The sequence below is a fragment of the Pseudomonas sp. MDT1-85 genome, from assembly GCF_054898065.1.
In genome coordinates, this window is the sequence record NZ_CM142715.1 from 758,946 (window position 1) to 781,730 (window position 22,785).

13 protein-coding genes and 2 pseudogenes are annotated in these 22,785 nt (G+C 58.4%); 10 read left to right on the plus strand and 5 right to left on the minus strand.

The window, feature by feature from the left end:
• Positions 1-3 precede the first annotated feature (3 nt).
• Positions 4-792 (minus strand): annotated as a pseudogene (locus ACYZT2_RS03510) (MCP four helix bundle domain-containing protein); the annotation flags it as partial.
• A gap of 209 nt (positions 793-1,001) precedes the next feature.
• Between ACYZT2_RS03510 and ACYZT2_RS03515 the strand changes: the two are divergent.
• The 4 genes and pseudogenes from ACYZT2_RS03515 (at position 1,002) to ACYZT2_RS03530 (ending at position 3,581) form a co-directional block, all read left to right on the plus strand.
• A complete protein-coding gene (locus ACYZT2_RS03515) occupies positions 1,002-1,232 on the plus strand; it encodes a hypothetical protein (RefSeq protein WP_461970167.1) in 231 nt (76 codons plus the stop codon).
• A complete protein-coding gene (locus ACYZT2_RS03520; RefSeq protein WP_007903196.1) occupies positions 1,229-1,531 on the plus strand; it encodes a cell division protein ZapA in 303 nt (100 codons plus the stop codon). The genes ACYZT2_RS03515 and ACYZT2_RS03520 overlap by 4 nt, the downstream gene beginning before the upstream one ends.
• A gap of 262 nt (positions 1,532-1,793) precedes the next feature.
• Positions 1,794-2,666: pseudogene (locus ACYZT2_RS03525) on the plus strand (cache domain-containing protein); the annotation flags it as partial.
• Between the two features lie 207 nt (positions 2,667-2,873).
• Positions 2,874-3,581, plus strand: coding sequence for a methyl-accepting chemotaxis protein (locus ACYZT2_RS03530; RefSeq protein ID WP_461972983.1), 708 nt, complete (start codon positions 2,874-2,876; stop codon positions 3,579-3,581).
• 147 nt (positions 3,582-3,728) lie between these two features.
• Here ACYZT2_RS03530 and ACYZT2_RS03535 read toward each other — a convergent pair whose 3' ends face one another.
• A complete protein-coding gene (locus ACYZT2_RS03535; RefSeq protein WP_461970169.1) occupies positions 3,729-5,531 on the minus strand; it encodes an acyl-CoA dehydrogenase in 1,803 nt (600 codons plus the stop codon).
• 217 nt (positions 5,532-5,748) lie between these two features.
• Positions 5,749-9,702 carry a trifunctional transcriptional regulator/proline dehydrogenase/L-glutamate gamma-semialdehyde dehydrogenase gene (gene putA / locus ACYZT2_RS03540; RefSeq protein WP_461970172.1) on the minus strand — a complete coding sequence of 1,318 codons (3,954 nt, stop codon included), beginning with the start codon at positions 9,700-9,702 and terminating at the stop codon, positions 5,749-5,751.
• A gap of 460 nt (positions 9,703-10,162) precedes the next feature.
• Between putA and putP the strand changes: the two genes are divergently transcribed.
• From putP to ACYZT2_RS03570, 6 genes are all read left to right on the plus strand, one after another.
• Positions 10,163-11,647, plus strand: a complete 1,485-nt coding sequence (gene putP / locus ACYZT2_RS03545) for a sodium/proline symporter PutP (RefSeq protein ID WP_461970174.1) — start codon at positions 10,163-10,165, stop codon at positions 11,645-11,647.
• A gap of 354 nt (positions 11,648-12,001) precedes the next feature.
• A complete protein-coding gene (locus tag ACYZT2_RS03550) occupies positions 12,002-14,020 on the plus strand; it encodes a type VI secretion system Vgr family protein (RefSeq protein ID WP_461970176.1) in 2,019 nt (672 codons plus the stop codon).
• The gene (locus tag ACYZT2_RS03555) at positions 14,010-14,747 is read left to right on the plus strand and encodes a DUF4123 domain-containing protein (protein WP_461970178.1); all 738 of its coding nucleotides are present in this window, start codon (positions 14,010-14,012) and stop codon (positions 14,745-14,747) included. Before ACYZT2_RS03550 ends, ACYZT2_RS03555 begins: the two co-directional genes overlap by 11 nt.
• Positions 14,747-19,555, plus strand: a complete 4,809-nt coding sequence (locus ACYZT2_RS03560) for an RHS repeat-associated core domain-containing protein (RefSeq protein ID WP_461970180.1) — start codon at positions 14,747-14,749, stop codon at positions 19,553-19,555. The genes ACYZT2_RS03555 and ACYZT2_RS03560 overlap by 1 nt, the downstream gene beginning before the upstream one ends.
• Complete coding sequence (locus ACYZT2_RS03565; RefSeq protein ID WP_461970182.1) at positions 19,555-19,971, plus strand: hypothetical protein; 417 nt, start codon at positions 19,555-19,557, stop codon at positions 19,969-19,971. Before ACYZT2_RS03560 ends, ACYZT2_RS03565 begins: the two co-directional genes overlap by 1 nt.
• Before the next feature lie 612 nt (positions 19,972-20,583).
• Positions 20,584-20,868, plus strand: coding sequence for a hypothetical protein (locus ACYZT2_RS03570; protein WP_461970184.1), 285 nt, complete (start codon positions 20,584-20,586; stop codon positions 20,866-20,868).
• Between the two features lie 101 nt (positions 20,869-20,969).
• Here the strand turns inward: ACYZT2_RS03570 and ACYZT2_RS03575 are convergent, their stop codons facing one another.
• Together ACYZT2_RS03575 and tnpC are read right to left on the minus strand one after the other, a co-directional pair.
• On the minus strand, positions 20,970-21,284 hold the full coding sequence (locus ACYZT2_RS03575) for a peptidylprolyl isomerase (RefSeq protein ID WP_448091603.1): 315 nt from the start codon (positions 21,282-21,284) through the stop codon (positions 20,970-20,972).
• On the minus strand, positions 21,281-22,783 hold the full coding sequence (gene tnpC, locus ACYZT2_RS03580; RefSeq protein ID WP_461964919.1) for an IS66 family transposase: 1,503 nt from the start codon (positions 22,781-22,783) through the stop codon (positions 21,281-21,283). Before tnpC ends, ACYZT2_RS03575 begins: the two co-directional genes overlap by 4 nt.
• Between the last annotated feature and the right edge of the window lie 2 nt (positions 22,784-22,785).

Sequence of the window (22,785 nt, forward strand, 5' to 3'; positions counted from 1 at the left end):
TTCACCGTCAACCGTGATCGGGCGTGTCAGGTTGCCTTCGGCGATTTGTTCGGCAGCGCTCAGGGCGTTGGCAATTGGCTTGGTGATGCTGTTGGTCAACAGCCAGGCGAACAGCACGGTCAGGCCGGTGGCGATAACCAGCATAGTCACCACAAGGTTGAAGGCCGACGAGTACTGATCGGCGGCTCGCTGGTTGGTGTCGGCGGTCTGCTGGGTGTTGATCTCCAGCAGGCGGTTGAGCACGGAGTTGACGGCTTCAGAGTTGGTCAGCAAATCGGTGTTGAGCAGTGTGCGCAATTCATCGACCTGATTGCTGCGCGACAGGCTCTTCATCCGGTCTTCGATCTGGCGGTACTGACCCAGCAACTGCACGTATTGATCATAGGCTGCACGTTCCTGCGGGCTGGCGATCAGTTTTTCGTAGACGGTTTGAGCCGCTCTGATCTGCTGATTGCGTGTGTCCAGCAGGTCTATGGTTTTCTGCTGGACGTCTGGCTCGCGGTTCACCAACAGGCGATAAGACAGGACGCGCAGGCGCAAGGTTAGCTGAGTGAACTCGTCGAGGCTTTTAATGCTCGGTACGCTGTTGGAGGTGATTTCCTGGGCGGCGCCGCGAATCTTGCTCATCTGGTTCAGCGCGAACACCCCCAGAACCAGCATCAAGCTGCCAATCAAGGCAAAACCGAGGAACGCCCGCGGTGCGATATTCATATTTCGTAAAGACATAGTGTTCACCGAAAAAAGCGCATCCGTGCGGGGCTGAGACTGCTGTATGGATGACTTATCGGTCATACGACTAAAGTCTTGAGGCGCTGCGCGCTTTTGTCGCAGAACGGCCGTGGCGACGAAGTGCAGGAACCAGATCCGCCATACACAGTCTTTAAAGCTCGCGAGGAAGGTCGCCCGCCAGGAAAATCAAGGCCTTGCGCCTGCATAACCCTGGCATCCGTGGTGACTTTTCTTTATCGTACGCGCCCTTTGAAAATGCCCGGAAAATCAAAATGTTGGAAGCATCCCTAAGCCAATTGGAACAACTGGTCAGCGACCTGGTGCAACAGAACCAGATCCTGCTCGGCACTAATCAATCGCTGAGTGCAGAACTGGCCCAGGTCAAGGATGAAAACGAAAGCCTGCAACTGAGCCTGATGGAACAGGAAGAGAAACAAGGCGCCACCGCCGCACGCATTCAGGCCTTGGTTGAGCGCGTCAACGCCGGCCCGGTCAGCGCATGAGTTACGGCGCCGCAGGGGTAAAAGTCGTCTCGATTCTGGGGGAGGACTATTCGATCAAGGCGCCGGCCGGGGAAGAGCAGACCCTGCTGGACGCCGCATTAATGTTGAAGGCCGCCTTGGCCGAGACCAAAAAGAAATACCCGACGCTGATCGGTGACCGCTTGCTGGTGCTCGCGGCGATGAATCTGTGCTCGCAGCAGATCGAAATGCAAAAGCGTCACCAGCAAGAACTCGACCGTTACCAAGAGCAAGTCAGCGCCACGGTTGAAGTGATCGCCAAGACAATCAATCAGGCCTGATCGGCTTTGCGCACAACCAAAGAATAAATTGTCGTTTGTGTTGTATACAATCGGCACGGCTGTTGCAGTGTTTCAGCCTCTTATTCTTTGGGGGTGCTCCATGCAGTTCTGGCGACGCAGTATTCAATGGCAGTTGATCCTGAGCATGGGCACCGCCCTGCTGGTCAGTATTCTGATCGTGGTTGGCGTTTATACCCTCGTGGTCAACCGCCTTGCCCAGCGTTATCTGGTCGAGCAGGCGCTGCCGTCGAGCATCGAGGCAATGCGCAACGACATCGAACGAATCCTCGTTCAACCCCTCACCGCCGCCAAGGACATCGCCAGTAACAGCATGGTGCGCGACTGGTTGGCCGCAGGTGAAAACAGTGCCCAGACCGATACATTCGTGAAGTATCTGGAAGGCATCCGCGCCGAGCACAAAGCCTTTACCGCGATTATTGTCGGCACCGCGTCCAACCATTACTTCACTGAAAAAGGCCTGGACCGGACCCTCAGTCGCTCCAATCCAAAAGACGCCTGGTTCTATGCTTTCCTCGACAGCAACCAGCCGCGCACCCTCAATATCGACAATGACACCGCCACCGGCGAATTGGCGCTGTTCATTGACTTCAAGGTCGAGCAGGCCGGCAAAGTCGTGGGCGTCGCTGGCCTCGGGCTGAGCATGAAAGAGCTGTCGGAGCTGATCCACAATTTCAACTTCGGTGAGCGTGGCAAGGTCTATCTCGTGCGTTCCGACGGTTTGATCCAGGTTCACCCCGAGGCGCAGTTCAGCGGCAAACGCATGCTGGTTGAACAGATCGGCGCCCCGGCGGCGCAAGCGCTCATGGGGCAGCTCTCGACCTCCACCGCGTCCGCCACCAGCAGTTTTGTCCGCGATGGCGAAGATTTTCTGGCCTTGAGCCTGCCGCTGCGTGATCTGGGTTGGACCCTGGTGGCCGAAGTGCCGCAGTCACAGATCTATGCCGAAGCCCGGCGAGCGATGTGGATGAGCAGCGGAATTGGCCTGGCTGTGGCGCTGGTTTGCCTGTTGCTGGTCGTGTTGCTGGCCCGTGGATTGGTGCGACCGATTCGACAGGTAACAACCGCGCTGGTAGCCATCGGTAGCGGTGGTGGAGATTTGACCCACAGGTTAGATTCCAGCCGCGCCGATGAACTGGGTGACCTCGCTCGCGGCTTCAATCGTTTCCTGGAAAGTCAGCGCGACATGATCGGCGAAGTCCTGGCCACCAGTGAGCGTTTGCGCACGGCGGTCGGCCAGGTGGCGCGGGTGGTGGACAACACGGCCGAACGTTCGGGTCGTCAGCAGGAAATGACCGACATGGTCGCCACCGCTGTCCACGAGATGGGCCTGACCGTGCAGGAAATCGCTCAGAACGCCGGCAACGCGGCCGTCGCTTCGCAAACCGCGCGGGATGAAGCACTGCAGGCGCGGGAAGTGGTGGGCGGATCGATCCGGCATATCGAAAACATGTCCGACGAGATCGGCATCGCCGCCGGTGCGGTGGGCGAATTGGCCCATCAGGTGGCGTCCATCGATCAGGTGTTGGCGGTGATTCGCGGGATCTCCGAGCAAACCAATTTGCTGGCGCTCAACGCTGCCATCGAAGCGGCGCGGGCCGGAGACATGGGGCGCGGCTTTGCGGTGGTGGCCGATGAAGTGCGAACGCTGGCGCGGCGGACTCAATCGTCAACCGACGAGATCCAGCAGATGATCGGCAGCCTCAAGCAGGGCGCGGAGAATGCGGTGTCTTCCATGCACGCCGGGCAAGCGGCGACCGGCACCGGCGTTGAGTCGAGTCAGCGCACCGGGGCGTCGTTGACGGCGATCACCGGGCAGGTCGAACGGATCAGCGACATGAACCATCAGGTGGCAACGGCGACGGAAGAGCAGTCGGCGGTGACGGAAGAGATCAACCGCAATGTGCAGGGGATTTCTGACTTGGCGCGGGCTACGGCGGGGGAAGTCAGGGCTTGTCGGGAAGACTGTCAGACGTTGCAGCGGTTGGCCGATGATCTGGCGCGGCAGATGGGTGGGTTCAAGCTGAGCTGAAAAATGCGACGGCAGAACTGACGCTATCGCGAGCAGGCTCGCTCCCACATGGGAACATTGGTGTTCACAAGTAATGTGTTCACCGCAGAACTACTGTGGGAGCGAGCCTGCTCGCGATTGGTTCTCAGCTGCGCCAAAGATTCCGGATCAGAACCACTCATCCCGCATCGTCAGGCACACATCATCCCGCGCCTCGAGAATCGCCAGTTCATGGTGGCAACCCGGCACTTCCCACGTCAGGAAATAGCGCGCCGCCTGCAGCTTGCCTTTATAGAAGCTCACATCCGCCGCGTTCCCTTTGGCCAACCCTTCCTCCGCACGAATCGCCTGTTCCAGCCAACGCCAACCGATCACCGTGTGCCCGAACACTTTCAGATACAGCGCCGAGTTTGCCAGACTGCTATTGACCTTGCCCTGAGCCAGATCGGTCAGCAGGCCAATGGTCACGGCTTGCAGGCGTGCCACCAGTTTCTCCAGCGGCTCACGCAGCGGCGTCAGCGATTCATATGTTTGTGCGCGCCCGGCGGTGTCGGCGATCAGGCGGATCAATTGCTTGAGCCCCGCGCCCCCGTTCTGCGCCAATTTTCGCCCCAGCAAGTCCAGCGACTGAATGCCGTGAGTCCCTTCGTGAATCGGGTTCAGTCGGTTGTCGCGGTAGTACTGCTCCACCGGGTATTCGCGGGTGTAACCGTGGCCGCCGAGAATCTGGATCGCCAGTTCATTGGCCTTCAAGCAAAACTCCGACGGCCAGGATTTGACGATCGGCGTCAGTAAATCCAAGAGCTCGTGGGCCTGCTGGCGTTCGGCTTCGCTCTCAAGCGTCGTGGTGTCGTCAAACAGCCGCGCTGCGTACAACCCGAGGTCGAACGCGCCTTCGACGTAGGATTTTTGCGTCAGCAGCATACGTCTGACATCGGCATGCTGAATGATCGCCACCGGTGCGGTGCTCGGATCCTTGCTATCGGGTACCCGACCTTGCGGACGCTCGCGGGCGTATTCCAGGGAATACAGGTAACCGGCATAACCCAGCATCACCGCGCCCATGCCGACGCCAATCCGCGCCTCGTTCATCATTTGGAACATGTAGCTCAAACCGTGGTGCGGCTTGCCTACTAAATAGCCGACACACTCGCCGTTGTCGCCGAAGTTCAGCGCGGTGGACGTAGTGCCGCGCCAGCCCATCTTGTGGAACAACCCGGCCAGCAACACGTCGTTGCGCTGGCCGAGGCTGCCGTCATCATTGACCAAAAACTTGGGCACGATAAACAGTGAAATGCCCTTCACCCCGGCCGGTGCATCCGGCAGCTTGGCCAACACCATATGCACGATGTTTTCCGACAGCGGGTGATCGCCGCCGGAGATGAAGATCTTGTTGCCCTTGAGTCGATACGTGCCGTCGGACGCAGGCTCCGCGCGTGTACGAATATCCGACAGCGACGAGCCGGCATGTGGCTCGGTCAGGGCCATGGTGCCAAAGAAACGGCCGTCGATCATCGGTTGCAGGAAGCGCTGCTTCTGTTCATCGGTGCCGAAGCTTTCAATCAGGTTCGCCGCGCCCATGGTGAGAAACGGGTAAGAGGTCGACGCCGCGTTGGCAGACTGAAAGTGCGCAAAGCAAGCTTGCGACAGCAGCGTAGGAAGTTGCATGCCGCCGGCATCGAAACTGCGCGCGGCGTTGAGGAAACCGGCTTCAAGGAAGGCATCCACCGCCGGTTTCACTTCCGGAATCAGAATCGCCTGACCGTCCTCATAGCGCGGTTCGTTCTCGTCACCCTTGCGGTTGTGCGGGGCGAAGAATTTCTCGGCGATGTTGCGGGCGGTGCCGATGGCCGCATCGAAGGTCTCGCGGTTGTGCTCGGCGAACCGCTCACGCTGGGTCAGGCCCTCGGCATCAAGGACTTCATACAGCTCGAAAGCCAGATTGCGGGAACTGAGCAACGTCTCGGACATGGCGGCCTACCTTTTTTTGGAATGGACCAAGTCTAGGCGTGGGGAGTGCGGGCTGAAAGGATGATTGATGTGGGTGATGGAGAAGCAAAAGATCGCAGCCTTCGGCAGCTCCTACAGAGAAACACGATCCCCTGTAGGAGCTGCCGAAGGCTGCGATCTTTTGATCTTGCTTCTAAAACACCGGGCACCCATTGCAGGTGCCCGGTCTTATTGCGGTTTAACCGATCGTCATCAAACTGGCATTACCACCCGCCGCCGCGGTGTTGACGCTCAACGCACGCTCGATCACCAGACGCTCCAACGCAATGTTGGTTTCGCCCTGCGACAAACCATGAACCCCAACAATCGCGCCGGCACGCTTGGCCACTTGCTGGCAGACCGCACGCAACTGATCGGAATGGCCATGATGCAGAACCGCATCAATCACCACTTCGTCCTTGGTCCAGTCGGCAACCCGCTTGATCCGCGCCTGGATTTCTTTCGGCAGGCGTGCGAACAGGGCCTTGCCCGGTTCAGCGTCCGGCCACACCGCCGAACCGCCCACGGCCAATACCGCCGCCAGTTGGGTCAGCAAATCGCCTTCGACTTCCGCCAGGCACAGCACGTGTTCGCGCGGCAGGATAGCGTAGCTGTTGCGCTCGCCGGTCGGGCCAGCCAGTACACGGGTGATCCCGCTTTGCGATTGCGCCGCGAACTGTACGCACAGGGTGCTCAAGTCAGCGAATTTGTTGCTGTCGGCCCAGCCTTTCAGCGCGGTCAGTGGTTTGCTCATGGCATCACGCAGGCGGGCGTCCGGTGCAGCGATTGCATCGCCGCGAGCGAAGGATTGTTCGATCGCATCGGTAGGACGTGTCGACAGCAAGCGGTACAGGTACAGCGGACCACCGGCTTTCGGGCCAGTACCCGACAGGCCTTCACCGCCGAACGGTTGCACGCCGACCACGGCACCGACAATGTTGCGGTTCACGTAGACGTTACCCGCGTTGACGTTGTCGATCACCTTGGCGATGGTCTCGTCGATGCGAGTGTGTACGCCCAGGGTCAGGCCGTAGCCGGAAGCATTGATCTGGCCGATCAGTTGATCGATCTCTTTGCGCTTGTAGCGAACAACGTGCAGCACCGGGCCGAAGATCTCCCGTTGCAGTTCGTCGAAGCTTTCCAGTTCGATCAGGGTCGGCATCACGAAAGTGCCGCGTTTGACTTCTTCGCTGTTGGCGATGGCGACCTGGTACACGTTGCGACCTTTGTCGCGCATGGCTTGGATGTGCTTCTCGATGCCGGCCTTGGCTTCGGCGTCGATCACCGGGCCGATGTCCACGGACAGGCGCTCAGGGTTGCCGAGACGGCATTCAGCCATGGCGCCCTTGAGCATTTCGATGACACGGTCAGCGGAATCTTCCTGCAGGCACAATACCCGCAGCGCCGAGCAACGCTGACCAGCACTGTCAAATGCCGACGACACCACGTCGATCACAACCTGTTCGGTCAGTGCCGAGGAGTCGACGATCATCGCGTTCTGACCGCCAGTTTCGGCGATCAGTGGAATCGGACGACCCTGAGCATCCAGACGACCGGCGATGTTGCGTTGCAGCAAGCGAGCGACTTCGGTGGAGCCGGTGAACATCACGCCTTTGACTCGATCGTCGCCGACCAGACCGGCGCCAACGGTTTCGCCACGGCCCGGCAGCAGTTGCAGCACGCCTTCCGGAATCCCGGCTTCAAGCAGCAAACGCACGGCTTGAGCAGCCACCAGCGGGGTTTGTTCCGCAGGTTTGGCCAGTACCGGGTTGCCTGCAGCCAGGGCAGCAGCGACTTGACCACTGAAGATTGCCAGCGGGAAGTTCCACGGGCTGATGCAGACCACTGGACCCAATGGGCGGTGGGCATCGTTGGTGAAATCATTGCGCGCCTGCACCGCGTAATAACGCAGGAAGTCCACGGCTTCACGCACTTCGGCGATGGCATTGGCGAAGGTCTTGCCAGCTTCGCGAGCCAACAGGCCCATCAACGGCTGGATCTCGCCTTCCATCAAATCGGCGGCACGTTCCAGAATCGCGGCGCGTTCGGCCGGCGGGGTCGCCTGCCAGATCGGTGCAGCTTTCAGGGCGCACTGGATCGCGTTATCGACGTCTTCGACGGTGGCTTCCTGCACATGACCAACCACATCACGCAGATCGGACGGGTTCAGGACCGGCGCAGGGGTTTCAGTGCTGGACGCGCAACCGAGCATCGGTGCCGCTTTCCAGTTGTTGTGAGCGGTGGCCAGCAGGGCACACGACAGGGACGCCAGACGATGTTCGTTGGCCATGTCGATGCCGCTGGAGTTGGCGCGCTCGGCACCATAAAGATCACGCGGCAGCGGGATACGCGGGTGCGGCAGGCCGAAGCCGCCTTCCAGCGTCGCCATCTGCTCGATGCTGGCCACTGGATCGGCCACCAGCTCCTGAATCGAAATAGACTGGTCGGCGATGCGGTTCACGAACGAAGTGTTCGCGCCGTTCTCCAGCAGACGACGCACCAGGTACGCCAGCAGTGTTTCGTGCGTGCCAACCGGTGCGTACACGCGGCACGGACGGTTCAGCTTGCCTTCGGAAACTTTGCCTACAACCTGTTCGTACAGTGGTTCGCCCATGCCGTGCAGGCACTGGAACTCGTACTGGCCGGGGTAATAGTTCTGACCAGCGATGTGGTAGATGGCCGACAAGGTGTGGGCGTTGTGCGTGGCGAACTGCGGATATATGACTTCCGGTACCGACAGCAACTTGCGGGCGCAGGCGATGTAGGAAACGTCGGTGTACACCTTGCGGGTGTAGACCGGATAGCCTTCCAGGCCTTCGACCTGGGCGCGCTTGATTTCGCTGTCCCAATACGCGCCTTTCACCAAACGGATCATCAGGCGATGACGGCTGCGGCGAGCCAGGTCGATCACGTAGTCGATCACATACGGGCAACGCTTCTGGTAAGCCTGGATCACGAAACCGATGCCGTTCCAGCCGGTCAGTTGCGGCTCGAAGCACAGGCGCTCCAGCAGATCCAGCGACAGCTCGAGGCGGTCGGCTTCTTCGGCGTCGATGTTCAGGCCGATGTCGTATTGCTTGGCCAGCAGGGTCAGCGACAGCAGGCGCGGGTACAGCTCTTCCATCACGCGCTCGTACTGCGCGCGGCTGTAACGCGGGTGCAAGGCGGACAGCTTGATCGAAATGCCCGGGCCTTCATAAATCCCACGACCGTGAGAGGCTTTGCCGATCGAGTGGATGGCTTGTTCGTACGAGGCCAGGTACTTCTGGGCGTCGTGCTCGGTGAGTGCGGCTTCACCCAGCATGTCGTAGGAATAGCGGAAGCCCTTGGCTTCGAACTTGCTGGCGTTGGCCAGGGCTTCGGCGATGGTTTCGCCGGTGACGAACTGCTCGCCCATCAGACGCATGGCCATGTCGACGCCCTTGCGGATCATCGGCTCGCCGCTCTTGCCGATGATGCGGCTCAGCGACGAAGTCAAACCAGCCTCGTTGTGCGTGGCGACCAGTTTGCCGGTCAGCAGCAAGCCCCAAGTGGCGGCGTTGACGAACAGCGACGGGCTGTTGCCCAAGTGCGGCTGCCAGTTGCCGGTGCTGATTTTGTCGCGGATCAGGGCGTCACGGGTGCCTTTGTCCGGGATCCGCAGCAGCGCTTCGGCGAGGCACATCAGCGCCACGCCTTCCTGGGACGACAGGGAAAATTCCTGCAACAAGCCCTGAACAATCCCGGCACGGCCGCCGGCGCTTTTCTGATTGCGCAGTTTCTCGGCAATCGAGGCGGCGAGCTTGTTGGTGGCTTCGGCCATCGGGGCCGGCAAGCGAGCCTGCTCGATCAGCATCGGCACCACTTCAGGTTCCGGGCGACGGTAGGCGGCAGTGATAGAAGCGCGCAGCACCGATTGCGGCAGGATGCTTTCAGCGAATTCCAGGAAGCACTGATGTGCGTGATCAACGTGGATCTCGCCGGCTTCGTCAACTTCCTTGCCGTTCAAACCGTTCAGCTCGGATAGGGTTGCACCACCCTCGAGTTTTTCCAGGTAATTGAAAATTGCCTGCTTGATCAGCCAGTGCGGCGTGCGATCAATCGAGGTCGCGGCGGCCTTGAGGCGTTCGCGGGTCGGGTCGTCAAGTTTGACCCCAAGAGTGGTGGTAGCCATATTTTTATCCTCATGTTTGCCACGACCGCGTGGCATCAGCTGGCGGCAAGATTAGCTGTGCGTCGGCCGAGGTGCAACCGGGTGCAACCCTTTTTTGTCGGAATAATAAGCAGCTCGTCAGGAAATTAATTCTGGTACATCCCTCCCGCGCCTGCTTGGTGCTTTTACTTCTAGTGCAACCCGAAAAACGCCCTGAAAAGGAGCAAAAACCGACTCTTTTCAAGAAAATCCGACTAGGTGCAACTTATTCGCACGAAACTGGTTGCACCTTATTTGCTTTGTTGAATAGCATTCGCGGCCAAGGTGCAACCGGTCAAAAAGATCGGTGTGCCGGCTGATGGCTTTCCTGGGGAAACATCAGTCATAAATGCGCGGTATCCGGAATCGTCTGTCAAACGTCGTCGTTTGCGAGCGGTTCACCAGCCGCCGTTACATAAAAACAATGCCAGGGCGTAACTCAATGAGCGTAAGCAATCCAACCCTGATCACGTTCGTGATCTACATCGCAGCAATGGTTCTGATCGGCTTCATGGCCTATCGCTCCACCAACAACCTTTCTGACTACATTCTGGGCGGTCGTAGCCTGGGCAGCGTCGTAACCGCGCTTTCTGCTGGTGCTTCCGACATGAGCGGCTGGTTGTTGATGGGCCTGCCAGGCGCTATCTACATGTCCGGTCTTTCCGAAAGCTGGATCGCCATCGGTCTGATCATCGGTGCTTACCTGAACTGGCTGTTCGTCGCCGGCCGTCTGCGCGTGCAGACCGAGCACAACGGCGATGCACTGACTCTGCCGGATTACTTCTCCAGCCGTTTTGAAGATAAAAGCGGCCTGCTGCGGATTATCTCCGCGGTCGTGATCCTGGTGTTCTTCACCATCTACTGCGCTTCCGGCATTGTGGCCGGTGCCCGTCTTTTCGAAAGCACCTTCGGCATGTCCTACGAGACAGCGCTGTGGGCCGGTGCTGCGGCGACGATTGCCTACACCTTCGTCGGTGGTTTCCTGGCAGTGAGCTGGACAGACACCGTACAAGCTACGCTGATGATCTTCGCCCTGCTGCTGACGCCGATCATCGTGCTGCTGGCTACCGGCGGCGTCGACACCACGTTCCTGGCCATCGAAGCGCAAGACGCCAGCAACTTCGACATGCTGAAAAACACCACCTTCATCGGCATCATCTCGCTGATGGGTTGGGGCCTGGGCTACTTCGGCCAGCCGCACATCCTCGCGCGTTTCATGGCGGCGGATTCGGTCAAGTCGATCGCCAACGCTCGCCGTATCTCCATGACCTGGATGATCCTGTGCCTGGGCGGCACCGTCGCGGTAGGTTTCTTCGGTATCGCTTACTTCTCGGCGCACCCTGAAGTGGCCGGTCCTGTGACCGAAAACCACGAACGCGTGTTCATCGAACTGGCCAAAATCCTGTTCAACCCATGGATCGCCGGTATCTTGCTGTCGGCCATTCTGGCTGCCGTCATGAGTACCCTGAGCTGCCAATTGCTGGTGTGCTCGAGCGCCCTGACCGAAGACTTCTACAAAACCTTCCTGCGTAAAACCGCTTCCCAGATGGAACTGGTCTGGGTTGGTCGCGCCATGGTTTTGCTGGTTGCCCTGATTGCTATCGCATTGGCCGCTAACCCGGAAAACCGTGTATTGGGTCTGGTCAGCTACGCCTGGGCCGGTTTCGGCGCTGCGTTCGGTCCGGTTGTCCTGATCTCCGTGATCTGGAAAGACATGACCCGTAACGGCGCACTGGCCGGCATCCTGGTCGGCGCGATTACCGTGATCGTCTGGAAACACTTCGAACTGCTGGGTCTGTACGAAATCATCCCTGGTTTCATCTTCGCCAGTCTGGCGATCTACTTTGTCAGCAAAATGGGCGCACCGTCCGCCGGCATGCTTCAGCGCTTTGCCGCGGCCGAGAAGGATTTCCGCCTGAACCAGTGATGGGGATGAGCTGATGCTCTGATCTTTCGCTGAACATGAAAACGGCCCGCTTCCTTTTGGAGGCGGGCCGTTTTTTTGGTTTGGGGGAAGGTTTGGTGTCAGTGCTGACGCCTTCGCGGGCAAGCCTCGCTCCTACAGTGATTCGCCGCAAAACTGTAGGAGCGAGGCTTGCCCGCGAAGAGGCCATCCCCTGCAACACACTAATTTTGCAGGGAATGTCTGTAGCCAAACATCCCGATTTTTGAAGGAAAAATCCCTAAAAAAGCAGGATAAATCTGATTTCCTTGTCCCTCCGTCAACACCCCTTGTCGCTCATGCAGAATCGCCCGCCTTCATTCTGCAGAGACACATCGGATGTTCGCGCCTGCCAATCAACCGCGTTTCACGTTGACCCTCGACGGTGTCCAGAATGAGCTCAAGGTACTTGAGTTCACGGGCAAGGAAGCCATCAGCCAACCCTACCGTTTTGACCTGGAGCTGGTCAGTGAACGCCCGGATCTGGAACTCGAAAGCCTGCTGCACCGTCAGGCGTTTCTGAGTTTTGATGCACAAGGTTCCGGTATTCACGGTCAGATTTTTCGCGTCGGCCAGAGCGATTCCGGCAAACGTCTGACGGGCTACCAAATCAGTCTCGTACCGCGTCTGGCGTACCTCGCTCGGCGCATCAATCAGCGAATCTTCCAGCATAAAAGCGTGCCGGCGATCGTCACGCAAATCCTCAAGGACCACGGCATCCAGCGCGATGCCTACGAGTTCCAGCTCGGCAGCGACTACCCCGAGCGTGAGTACTGCGTGCAATACGCCGAAAGCGATCTGGCCTTCATCCAGCGCTTATGTGCAGAAGTCGGCATTCATTACCACTTCCAGCACAGCCCCGACGGGCATCTGTTGGTGTTCGGCGATGACCAGACGGTTTTCCCTCGCCTGCCCGAACCGACGCTGTACCTGCCGGGCAGCGGGATGGCGGCGGATGCGCCGGCGATCAAGCGTTTCAACGTGCGGCTGGAAACCCGGACTACAGCGGTCACTCGCCGGGACTACGATTTCCATAAACCGCGTTTGCAACTCGAAAGTCGCCTAGACAGTGAACAGCGACCGGTGCTCGAGGACTACCACTTCCCCGGCCAATTCACCGATCGCGAACACGGCAAACATCTGGCGCAGCGCGCCCTGGAGCGCCACGGTGCGGACTACCGTCAGGCCGAAGGTCGCGGCGACGAATCTGCTTTGGTCAGTGGGCATTTCCTACACCTCGCCGAACACCCGCGTCAGACGTGGAATGACCTGTGGTTGATCACCGAAATTGAACACCGTGGCCGGCAGCCGCAGGTGCTGGAAGAGTCGGCCACCAGCGACAGCCCGGATGATTTCCAAGGCTATCGCAATACCTTTCTGGCGACGCCGTGGGACGTTTTCTTTCGCCCGCCACTGGGGCCAGAAAAGCCACGCATGCTTGGCTATCAGCCTGCCGTGGTCACCGGCCCGACCGATAGCGAAATCCATTGCGACGAGTACGGTCGGGTCAAGGTTCAACTCGCTTGGGACCGTGACGGTCAGCTCAACGAGCATTCCAGTTGCTGGCTGCGTGTCGCCACTGGCTGGGCGCATGACCGCTACGGCAGCGTGATGATTCCACGTGTCGGCATGGAAGTGCTGGTGGGATTCGTCGACGCCGACGCAGACAAACCGCTGGTGATGGGTTGCCTGCCCAACGCGGCCACCCCGGTGCCACTCGATCTGCCGGCGGACAAGACCCGCAGCATTTTCCGCAGCCAGAGCAGTCCCGGTGGCGGCGGTTACAACGAATTGCGCATCGAAGATCGCAAAGGCGCCGAGGAAATCTACCTGCGCGCCCAGCGAAACTGGACCCAGCATGTACTGAACGACCAACAGGTGCAGGTCGATAACGCCCGCAGCATCGTCGTCACCGGCACCGCCCGCCATGAATTGAAGGCTGACGAAAAACGCATCACCCACGGTCAGCGTCAGACCGAAGTGCGGCTGGACGATCACTTGGTGGTGGCCGGCGACCGGCACATTCGCGTGACCAGTCAGGCCCTCAACGCCAGTCAGCAATTTCACGTCAGCGCCGGCCAGCAAGTGGTCATCGATGGCGGCGCGAGCGCAACCATTCAAGCAGGCGGGCAGTGGATCAACATCGGCCCCGGCGGGATTTTCAGCAGCGTACCGATCCAGGTCGGTGGCGCACCGATGGCGGCCATGGCGGCGGCGCCGAGTTTGCCGGATGTTCCGTTGAAACTCGCAGCCGCCCCGGCGGCGCTGCTCAGTGCCGCGCAAATACTCAGCCTGCAAAGCGACGCGCCATTCTGCGAAGAGTGCGAGCGTTGCAAGGGCGGTGTTTGTGCCGCCTGATGCCTTGTCACCCCACGCCTGGCTGGAGCGCCAGCCGCTGCAACCGTCGGAGCAACTGTTCGCGATTTTCAGCAGTGCCAGTGCTGCTGAACCCTTCAAAGCCTGGCAACGCTCGATCACGGCTCAAGCGCCGAGCCCGATCTGGGCAGACACCGCGTATGCCGAGTGGGAAACGGTGATGCCCTATGTCGGAATCGTCGCTGCTGGTAGTGAGTTTTTGGAGTGGGTCGCTACGACCGAGTCCCGCGATTGGGGGTGGTTGGCGGTTTCTTCTGCCTCTCAAGAGGTACTGGCTGAGCATTTGCGCAGCCTTACGCAAGTCCTGATGCCCAACGGCAATGCGGTGTTTTTTCGTTTCTGGGATGGGCGTTATTTGTTGTCGATTCTTCAGTCTGTCGACGTTAGCACCACGCAGTTAATGCCTGTCATCGACCGTTGTTTGATCAATGGGCAACCGCTCGTTATCGGTGGCAGTGCATTGAAAACCGCTAGGGATTCTCCGTGGTGGGAGGTTTCTGAATCACTGCTCAAACACCTCGCCACTGAGTCCGCCACAACACACATCAACAACTTGATGAAGTGGTTGAGCGAGGACCGCCCAGACCTTTACGAAGCGTTTTCCGAAAGTGTGTTGCGGCACAAAGTCGCGAGCTTTCTTGAGATGCCAGACCTGCCTCAAGCACCGAAATCAGCCTTGGTGGATTACCTGATATCGGAGCTGGACTGATGGATCAGATCGTACGGATCGAGCAGGAGCTCGACGGATTCAAAGACACCTTGAGTTTGTATCGGCAGCAACTTGGCAGCTTCTTGAGCCGGAATGCGGACAGGGTCAGCCGAGCTACGGATATGCCGTCGCTGATGGACATGGAGCGGAAGATCAAGCTGGGAAATACCAGCAAGTCGGTCAGTAGTCGCGACGATGATTTTCTCTCCAGCGTTGCGCAGTGTCCGAACAGCGGAATGCTGGAAATCGAGAGCAAGTTTGAATCGGTTTATGACATTCCGTTGGGGAATATTCAGGTCGATGTGATTGCAATGGATGGCGGTAAGTCGACGCCTGTGACGCTCGATGAAAACGGTAAAGGACAGTTCGAAGGTATACCAGGAAAGTTCTATCGCGTTCATGTTCAAAGTGAAGTTACCCCGACTCAAATCGATGATCTTTTCTCCTCCTACGATGGCCTGACCACAGAGCTGGAGGGCTGGCTGCGCAAGGAGTGGGAAGGGTTCAAACCGCAATGGTCGCAGCAATCGACATCGGCATCGTTAGCGGCAGTGGGCAATGGAGTGCTCGCAGGAAGTTGGGCTGCGATTCAGGCTGTTTGGGATGGCATTGGTGAACTCACCGACATCCTGAAAGACCCCGACGCCTTTGCCGAAAAGCTCGGTGAAAGTGCCGCCCAACTCGCCAATCTGGCCGTCACTGCTCCAGACAAAATGGAAAAGGCCATGTTGCTGGCCAGCGACGAGGCAGCACTGTGTTTGCTGGTACGCACCGCAGTGTTATGGCTCGAAGCATTGCCACCTTCGCAACTTGCCGGGTCCTCGGCCGAAGCCATTTCCAAGGTCGTGGTCGGCTTGGTCATCGACTTGTTAATTGGCTTGGTGCTGAGTGTCGTTGGGGTAGGCATTGCCTGGCTGACGGTGCGTCTGGCCAAGTACAGCGCGCAGATTTTTCAGGCAGTGATGGGCTTCGTGAAGTCGATGGTCGCGATCATCAACAACTTCATGGAGTACGTCGACCGCTATAAAAAAGTCGCCGCGCGCGGTGTTGCAGCGGGACTGAAAAAGGGTCGCATGCAATTGCGCTGGAATGGCCGCAAGAACACCACACTGAAAAAAGACGAACACCACGACGACGCCCCGGATCAGGCGAAAAACCCCAACGGCGACAGTGCCGACTCTGCCGATAAAACCGCCACCAACAAATGCCCGGTGTCGATGGTCACCGGCGAAGAATTGCTGACCCTCACCGACGGTGTGCTGGACGGGATTCTGCCGTTCGACTTCACCCGGCTCTACCGCACCAGCGCCGCCGAGATCGACTGTGGCCTCGGTTTTGGCTGGAGCCATTCGCTCGCCCATCGACTGGAAATCGAGGGTGATCAGGTCATCTGGATCGACCACGAAAACCGGCGCACCACGTTCCCTATCCCGTCCGCTGAACGCCCGGCGATCCACAACAGCCTGTCGCGGGCGGCGATTTATCTGGGCGATGATCCCGAGGAACTGATCCTCGCCCAGGCCGGCAACGACGCACGTTTCTACCACTTTCATAACGGTCGGCTGACGGCGATCAGCGACGCGTACGCCAACCGCCTGCGCATCACCCGCGACCGCCAGGAGCGCATCCAGCGCCTCGACAACGGCGCCGGCCGTGCCTTGCTGCTGCGCTATGACCGGGCTCATCTGATCGCCGTCGACTATCAGGTTTTTGTTCCAGCGCAGACCCTCGCCGAGGCCTGGCACACCGAACAAACGCTGGTCAGTTATCGCTACGACGAATGCGCTCAACTGATCGAAGCGAGCAACGCCGCCGGGGAAAGCGAGCGTTACGACTACGACGACCGGCACGTGATTCTGCAGCGGCAGCTGGCCGGAGGCGCGAGTTTCTTCTGGGCGTGGGAACGCTCCGGCAAGGCGGCACGCTGCGTCCGGCACTGGGCGTCGTTTGCGCAGATGGATGCGTGCTATGTCTGGGACGACCAGGGCAGCGTGACCGTCCACAACCTCGATGGCAGCCAAGAGGTTTACCTTCATGACGGCCGCGCGCGGCTGGTGCGCAAGGTCGGGCTGGATGGCGGTGAACAGCTCAAGGCCTATGACGACAACGGCCGCTTGGTGGCTGAGCAGGATCCGCTGGGCGCCGTCACCGAATACCGCTACGACGAAGTCGGACGGCTGGTGGCGATGATTCCGCCGGAGGACGAACCAACGGCCTACGAGTATCGCAACGGTTTCCTGCATGCACGCTATCGCGGCAAAGCGGTGTGGACCTATCGGCGCAATGCGCAGGGGGATGTCACCGAAGCCACCGACCCGGATGGCCAGGTCACCCATTATCACTACGACCCTCAGGGGCGTTTGCTGTCGATCCGTTACCCGGACACCAGCCGCCATGTGTTCGTCTGGAATGCTTTGGGGCAGTTGCTCGAAGAGAACTTGCCGGACGGTGGTCAGCGGCGCTTTTCCTACGACGCGTTGGGGCGGCAGATTACCCGTCAGGACGAACACGGTGCCGTCACCCAGTACCAGTGGGATGCCATCGGCCGACTGCTCCAGACGATTTTGCCTACCGGCGCCAGCCGCGCCTTCAGTTACAACGCCTACGGCAAGATCACCGCCGAACGCGATGAACTGGGCCGCATCACCCGCTACGAATACGCCGACGACCTGCACCTGGTCAGTCGCCGCATCAACCCCGATGGCACCCAGCTCCAGTATCGCTACGACAACGCGCAGCTGCTGCTGACGGAAATCGAAAACGAATCCGGTGAAAAATATCAGCTGGACTACACGCCCAATGGATTGATCCGACAGGAAACCGGTTTCGACGGCCGCCGCACCGCTTATAGCTACGACCTCAACGGACACCTGCTGGAGAAAATCGAATTCGGCGATGACGGCTCGCAGCTAGTAACGGCTTATGCGCGGGACTCAGCCGGACGGTTGCTGACCAAGACCCTGCCCGACGGCATCCAGGTCGTGTACCGCTACGACTCGTTGGGCCGACTGACCAGCGTCGACGATGGCCACGATCATCCGCTGGAATTCGAGTACGACCAGCAGGACCGCCTGATCACCGAACACCAGGGTTGGGGCACCCTGCGCTATGGCTACGACGCCTGCGGCCAGCTCAACCGCCTGCGCCTGCCGGACAACAGCAAACTCGACTACCTCCACGCCAAGGGCGGCGCGCTGACGGCCATCGACCTCAACGGCGCACGGCTCACCAGTCACACGTACAAATCCGGCCGCGAACAAAACCGCCAACAGGGTCTGCTGCTCAGCGAATACGTCTACGACGACCAGGGCCGGTTGAAGGCCCACGCTGTCAGCCAACAGCAAAAGAACCTGTACCGCCGCGACTATGCCTACAGCCTCAACGGCAATCTCGACCAGATCGCCGACAGCCGCCACGGCCAGCGCAGCTACCAGTACGACCCGCTCAACCGCCTGACCCGCGTGCGCCACACCCGCGACGACCCACCGGAAACCTTCGCCCACGACCCGGCCGGCAACCTGCTGATGCAGGACCGCCCTGGCGCCGCGATCGTCAAAGGCAATCGTCTATTGATGCAGGGCGACCGCCACTACGACTACGACGCCTTCGGCAACCTCATCCGCGAACGCCGCGGCACCGCGCAAAAACTCGTCACCGAATACCGCTACGACTGCCAGCACCGGCTGGTCGGCGTCACCACCCCGGACGGCCGTTGCTCAAGCTACCGCTACGACGCCTTCGGCCGCCGCATCGCCAAAACCGTCGACGGCAAAACCACCGAGTTTTTCTGGCAGGGCGACAACCTCGTTGCTGAAAGCAGTAAGGAGCATTACCGCAGCTACGTCTACGAACCGGGCAGCTTCCGTCCATTGGCGATGCTCGACGGCAAGGGTCCGCGCAAGGCGTGCCCGTTTTATTACCAACTCGATCATCTCGGCACGCCACAGGAACTGACGGATTACGGTGGCGAGATTGTGTGGTCGGCGAAGTACAACGCCTACGGCAAAGTCACTCGCCTGTCGTTCGGCGGGGTCGAGCAACTTGAGCAACCGCTACGATTTCAAGGGCAGTACTTCGACGCCGAGAGCGGTCTGCACTACAACCGGCATCGCTACTACAATCCGGATATTGGTCGGTACCTGACGCCGGACCCGATCAAGTTGGCGGGTGGGCTGAACCAGTACCAGTACACGCCGAATCCGACGGGCTGGGTTGATCCGTTGGGGTTGAGCGGAAATTGTCCGCCGCCGAATAAGCCTGGGTGTGAGGCGCCGGATGATACGACTGGCGCTAAGGTTGATGAGGGTGAGCCGCCGCTGCCGAAGCTGACGGGTGATCAGCGTCGGGCGAGGATTGACGAGTTGGCTGAGGAAAATGCGAAGCAGAGGGTCGAGAAACTGGAGAGGCGACACAACATGCACACTGTTGAAAAGCACAGCTCAGAAATATCTGATACGGCGCTTAAGCAGCGAGCTATTGATGGTTCAAACCCTCATACGGGTGAGCTTCCCCCAAAGGGGCCGAAAGGAAGTTTAAGCTCTCAGTTCAGTAGTTGGCGGGTTCATTTAAATGCATTAAATAAGGCTATGACAAGGGTGGAGCTAGGTTTAAGTCCGCACACCGGATTTGATCATAATAAAGCCCCGGTAGTGAGAATGGAGCTGCCTGGGGCAGGTCGTGGATATAGGCCGAATAAAAAAGATAATAACAATCCAATTTTGAATGAGGATTTGAATTGGTTTGAGGTGAAATTTGATAAGCAAGACAAAACACGGCCATTTACAGGTTTTCCAACGGAGAGAAAGTGATGTTGCGTGATCCATTTTTAGGTGAGGAATTTGAACCTGATTTGATGTGGTTTATTGGTGTTTTGGATGTTTATGATCGGGAGGAAACTTATGGTGTAGAGCTTGTTGTTTACGATCCTAATGATCGCGATGATAGAGTGGAGCTGATTAAAAAATACTGTTTGAATTTGGGCTATTTGTCTTATAGGCATAAATTTTTATTGGTAGAAAGTCTGGCGGCGAAATTAAATGATAAAAATTATGACTTCCAGCACTTGTTTGAAATTGATGAGAGTGAAACATCAAGTTGGCCTCGTAGTGAGTGGTATGAGCTAGAGAGTCCTCGGGATTTTCTTCAAGATGTGTACGCATTGGCTAAAGAGGTTTGGAAAGATGATCTTCATAAAGCCAGCCTTGAAGATCAATCCACGTGGTGAAGCTCGTTAATTTCGAGTCTGACGGATTTTATGACCGCTTCGCGCTCAATCGCGGGCAAGCCACGCTCCCACAGGATGTCGGGGATCTGTAGGAACGAGGCTTGCCCTAATGCCAGTCAGTTAAGCGAGTAAGCCGCTTTTCTGTAGGAGCCAGGCTTGCCGGCGAAGGCGTCCTTAAGAACGCCTTCGCCGGCAAGCCTGGCTCCTACAGGTCCGATTTTCCCTTAACTGACTGGCATTAAGGCTTGCCCGCGAAGGCGGTCTTACAGGCGGCGAAATTTCTGGGCAAGGTCGTCGGAAGTTTCCTTCAAGTCGTAGCGGTTTCCATGAACTGGTGCGAAATGTGTTCCATCGATAGTCTTTGGCAGTCGCTGAACTTTTAGTGGCAGGGTGTAGGAACCCTTCAAGACCGATGGGATGCTAATAGCGTCAATGCTTGGTTTGCGGCCGTTAACATGCGTCCGTAAGATCAGTTGCGGCGGCTATGCGTGAGCACGCTTCGGCGTGGTCGAGTTTTCCCAAAGGTCTCGATATTCCTACCTTGCGTATAGCTGCCACCCCTAGCCTGTAGGAAGGCTGATGGCAGCTCCTATTATTCTTTGGGAGTCTCTAATGAAAACGCTTACACCCGATCCACCCTACGAAAAACCAATTCCCCACCCCGACAACCGCTTCATGGCACTCACCAGCAACTGCAACGACATGCCCACCCTATTCGTCGATACCCACGCGCCGATCGATGTTCTGTATGACGCTGCCAACTACCGAATTCGCGCCGTCACGCAGGTGCTCGAAAACATGTCGATGCGCGGATCAGTCGAGTGCGAATCTTTCATTCTCAGTGACTTTGCCTTGCTCTGTGCCATTCCATTGCGCGATGGGTGTGATCTGCTGTAACTGATCCATAAACCCCACCTATCCAAAAACAGGTGGCGCGTTCAGCGCGTGAGATCGGGTGTGAAATCAAATCATTCTGGCGCGGAGACCATTCGTGGCGGTTACTTCATTTTTTGTGGCTTCATATCCACTACCGTCCCCGCCTGCACGTTTTTGATCGGTGACAGTAAGTGCGGCGAAATATTCCAGCGCTGGCTGGTGTCGGTTACCACTGTGACGGTCTTGCGGTTGAACTTCATGACGGTACCGGACAGGCGCTCACCATTGGGTGAATCGAAGCTTACCCGTGCTCCCGGATGGAACTGCATCATCGATTTATGAGCCTCCAACGACTCCAACATCTTCAGCCGTTCGATAATGTGATGATTCAATGTCACTAATTCATCGACGCTCAGATGATCAATATTGATACTCATGATGCCCTCCAATTCCAGGGTAGTAACGCCTCAACATCTTCAACCGATTCAGCCTGCGGTAATCGTTCCAGTACGTGGCGCAGCCACGTATAGGGCTCCTGGCCGTTAGCTTTGGCGGTTTCGACCAAGCTGTAGATCTGCGCACTGGCTGCGGCGCCCTTGGGCGTATCGCTGAATAACCATGCCTTGCGCCCTATGACAAACGGCTTGATTGCTCTTTCGGCGGCATTGTTGTCGATCGGTAAAAAACCGGCCTCCACGTAACGCTCCAGCCGGCTCCAGTTGCTGGCCAGATAACTGAGCGCCTTGCCGAGAGCACTTTGCGATGCGACTTGCGGGTGAGTTTTCTCCAGCCAGCTTTTCAACTGCGCGAGCACCGGCAAGCTCTGTTCCTGGCGACCGGCAAAGCGCTGCTCATCCGTCATTTCTTTCAAATCACGTTCGATACCGTACAACTTGTTGATCATCGTCAGCGCAACATCGGCCCGACCGGTTTTACCCTTGGGCTGCACTTTCTGCGCATCGACAAATTTGCGCCGTACATGGGCCATACAAGCCAAACGCTCGACACCCGGCTGTGCGGCCAAGGCGTTATAGCCGGCGTAATCGTCAGTCATCAAATAACCACGATAGTCGCCGAGCAGCCGCAATGGCACCTCCTGCGCTCGGCTGGTGGTGTAGTCAAAAAGAAGGACTGGTCGCTCCGGTGGGCCGCTGGCTTGTACCCACATCCAGGATTGGCTGGTCGGGTCTCGACCTGGCTCTTTCAGCACCTGCACTCGCGTTTCATCGCAGTGAACAATCGGACTTTCCAGTAACCGATCACGCATCAGATTCAGCAGCGGCTGGAAGTGTTCGCAGCACTGGATCACCCAGCGCGCCAGAGTTTGACGCGGGATATCGACACCGTGGCGAGCGAGGACTTTTTCGAAGCGGTGCAGCGGCAGGCCATCGACGTACTTGGTGGTCAGCAGCATCGCCAGCACGCTGGGGCTGGCCATGCTTTTATCGATCAGTTGCGCGGGTTTGTCGGCAGTGACCGGTGCTGTTTCGCAGCCTCGGCAGCCGTAGACCTTGCGGATATGTTTGATCACCCGGATCTGCATCGGCACGATCTCCAGCTGTTCGCTGGTTTCCTCGCCGATGGCATGTTTGCGGCAGCCGCAAACGCAGGTCAGTTCGTGTTCGGGGAGTTCGTGGATAACTTCGATGCGTGGCAAGTCAGCCGGTAGTGGCTTGCGTTTGCCACGGCGTTTGGTCGGGGCGACAACTTCTTCGTCAGCAGCAACAGGCGCTAGCGTGTCGATACTTTCGGCTTCATTAAACAGCGGCAGTTGTGGTGTCGCCGGATCAGCCGTTTGCTCAGACTTGCGCCCGAACAGGCGCTGACGAAGCAGCGCATTCTCTTCTTCAAGAAAAACGACCTTCGACTGCATCTGAGCAAGTAATTGCTTGAGCGCAGTCAGATCATCGGGAAAGTTGTCGGGCCTGGAAATCATGG

What these genes read in the sequence shown, in the direction of transcription:
- ACYZT2_RS03515 (WP_461970167.1), top strand. Translation starts at nt 1,002, where the DNA reads ATGTTGGAAGCATCCCTAAGCCAATTGGAACAACTGGTCAGCGACCTG.
- ACYZT2_RS03520 (WP_007903196.1), top strand. Translation starts at nt 1,229, where the DNA reads ATGAGTTACGGCGCCGCAGGGGTAAAAGTCGTCTCGATTCTGGGGGAG.
- ACYZT2_RS03530 (WP_461972983.1), top strand. Translation starts at nt 2,874, where the DNA reads ATGGGCCTGACCGTGCAGGAAATCGCTCAGAACGCCGGCAACGCGGCC.
- ACYZT2_RS03535 (WP_461970169.1), bottom strand. Translation starts at nt 5,531, where the DNA reads ATGTCCGAGACGTTGCTCAGTTCCCGCAATCTGGCTTTCGAGCTGTAT.
- putA (WP_461970172.1), bottom strand. Translation starts at nt 9,702, where the DNA reads ATGGCTACCACCACTCTTGGGGTCAAACTTGACGACCCGACCCGCGAA.
- putP (WP_461970174.1), top strand. Translation starts at nt 10,163, where the DNA reads ATGAGCGTAAGCAATCCAACCCTGATCACGTTCGTGATCTACATCGCA.
- ACYZT2_RS03550 (WP_461970176.1), top strand. Translation starts at nt 12,002, where the DNA reads ATGTTCGCGCCTGCCAATCAACCGCGTTTCACGTTGACCCTCGACGGT.
- ACYZT2_RS03560 (WP_461970180.1), top strand. Translation starts at nt 14,747, where the DNA reads ATGGATCAGATCGTACGGATCGAGCAGGAGCTCGACGGATTCAAAGAC.
- ACYZT2_RS03565 (WP_461970182.1), top strand. Translation starts at nt 19,555, where the DNA reads ATGTTGCGTGATCCATTTTTAGGTGAGGAATTTGAACCTGATTTGATG.
- ACYZT2_RS03570 (WP_461970184.1), top strand. Translation starts at nt 20,584, where the DNA reads ATGAAAACGCTTACACCCGATCCACCCTACGAAAAACCAATTCCCCAC.
- ACYZT2_RS03575 (WP_448091603.1), bottom strand. Translation starts at nt 21,284, where the DNA reads ATGAGTATCAATATTGATCATCTGAGCGTCGATGAATTAGTGACATTG.
- tnpC (WP_461964919.1), bottom strand. Translation starts at nt 22,783, where the DNA reads ATGATTTCCAGGCCCGACAACTTTCCCGATGATCTGACTGCGCTCAAG.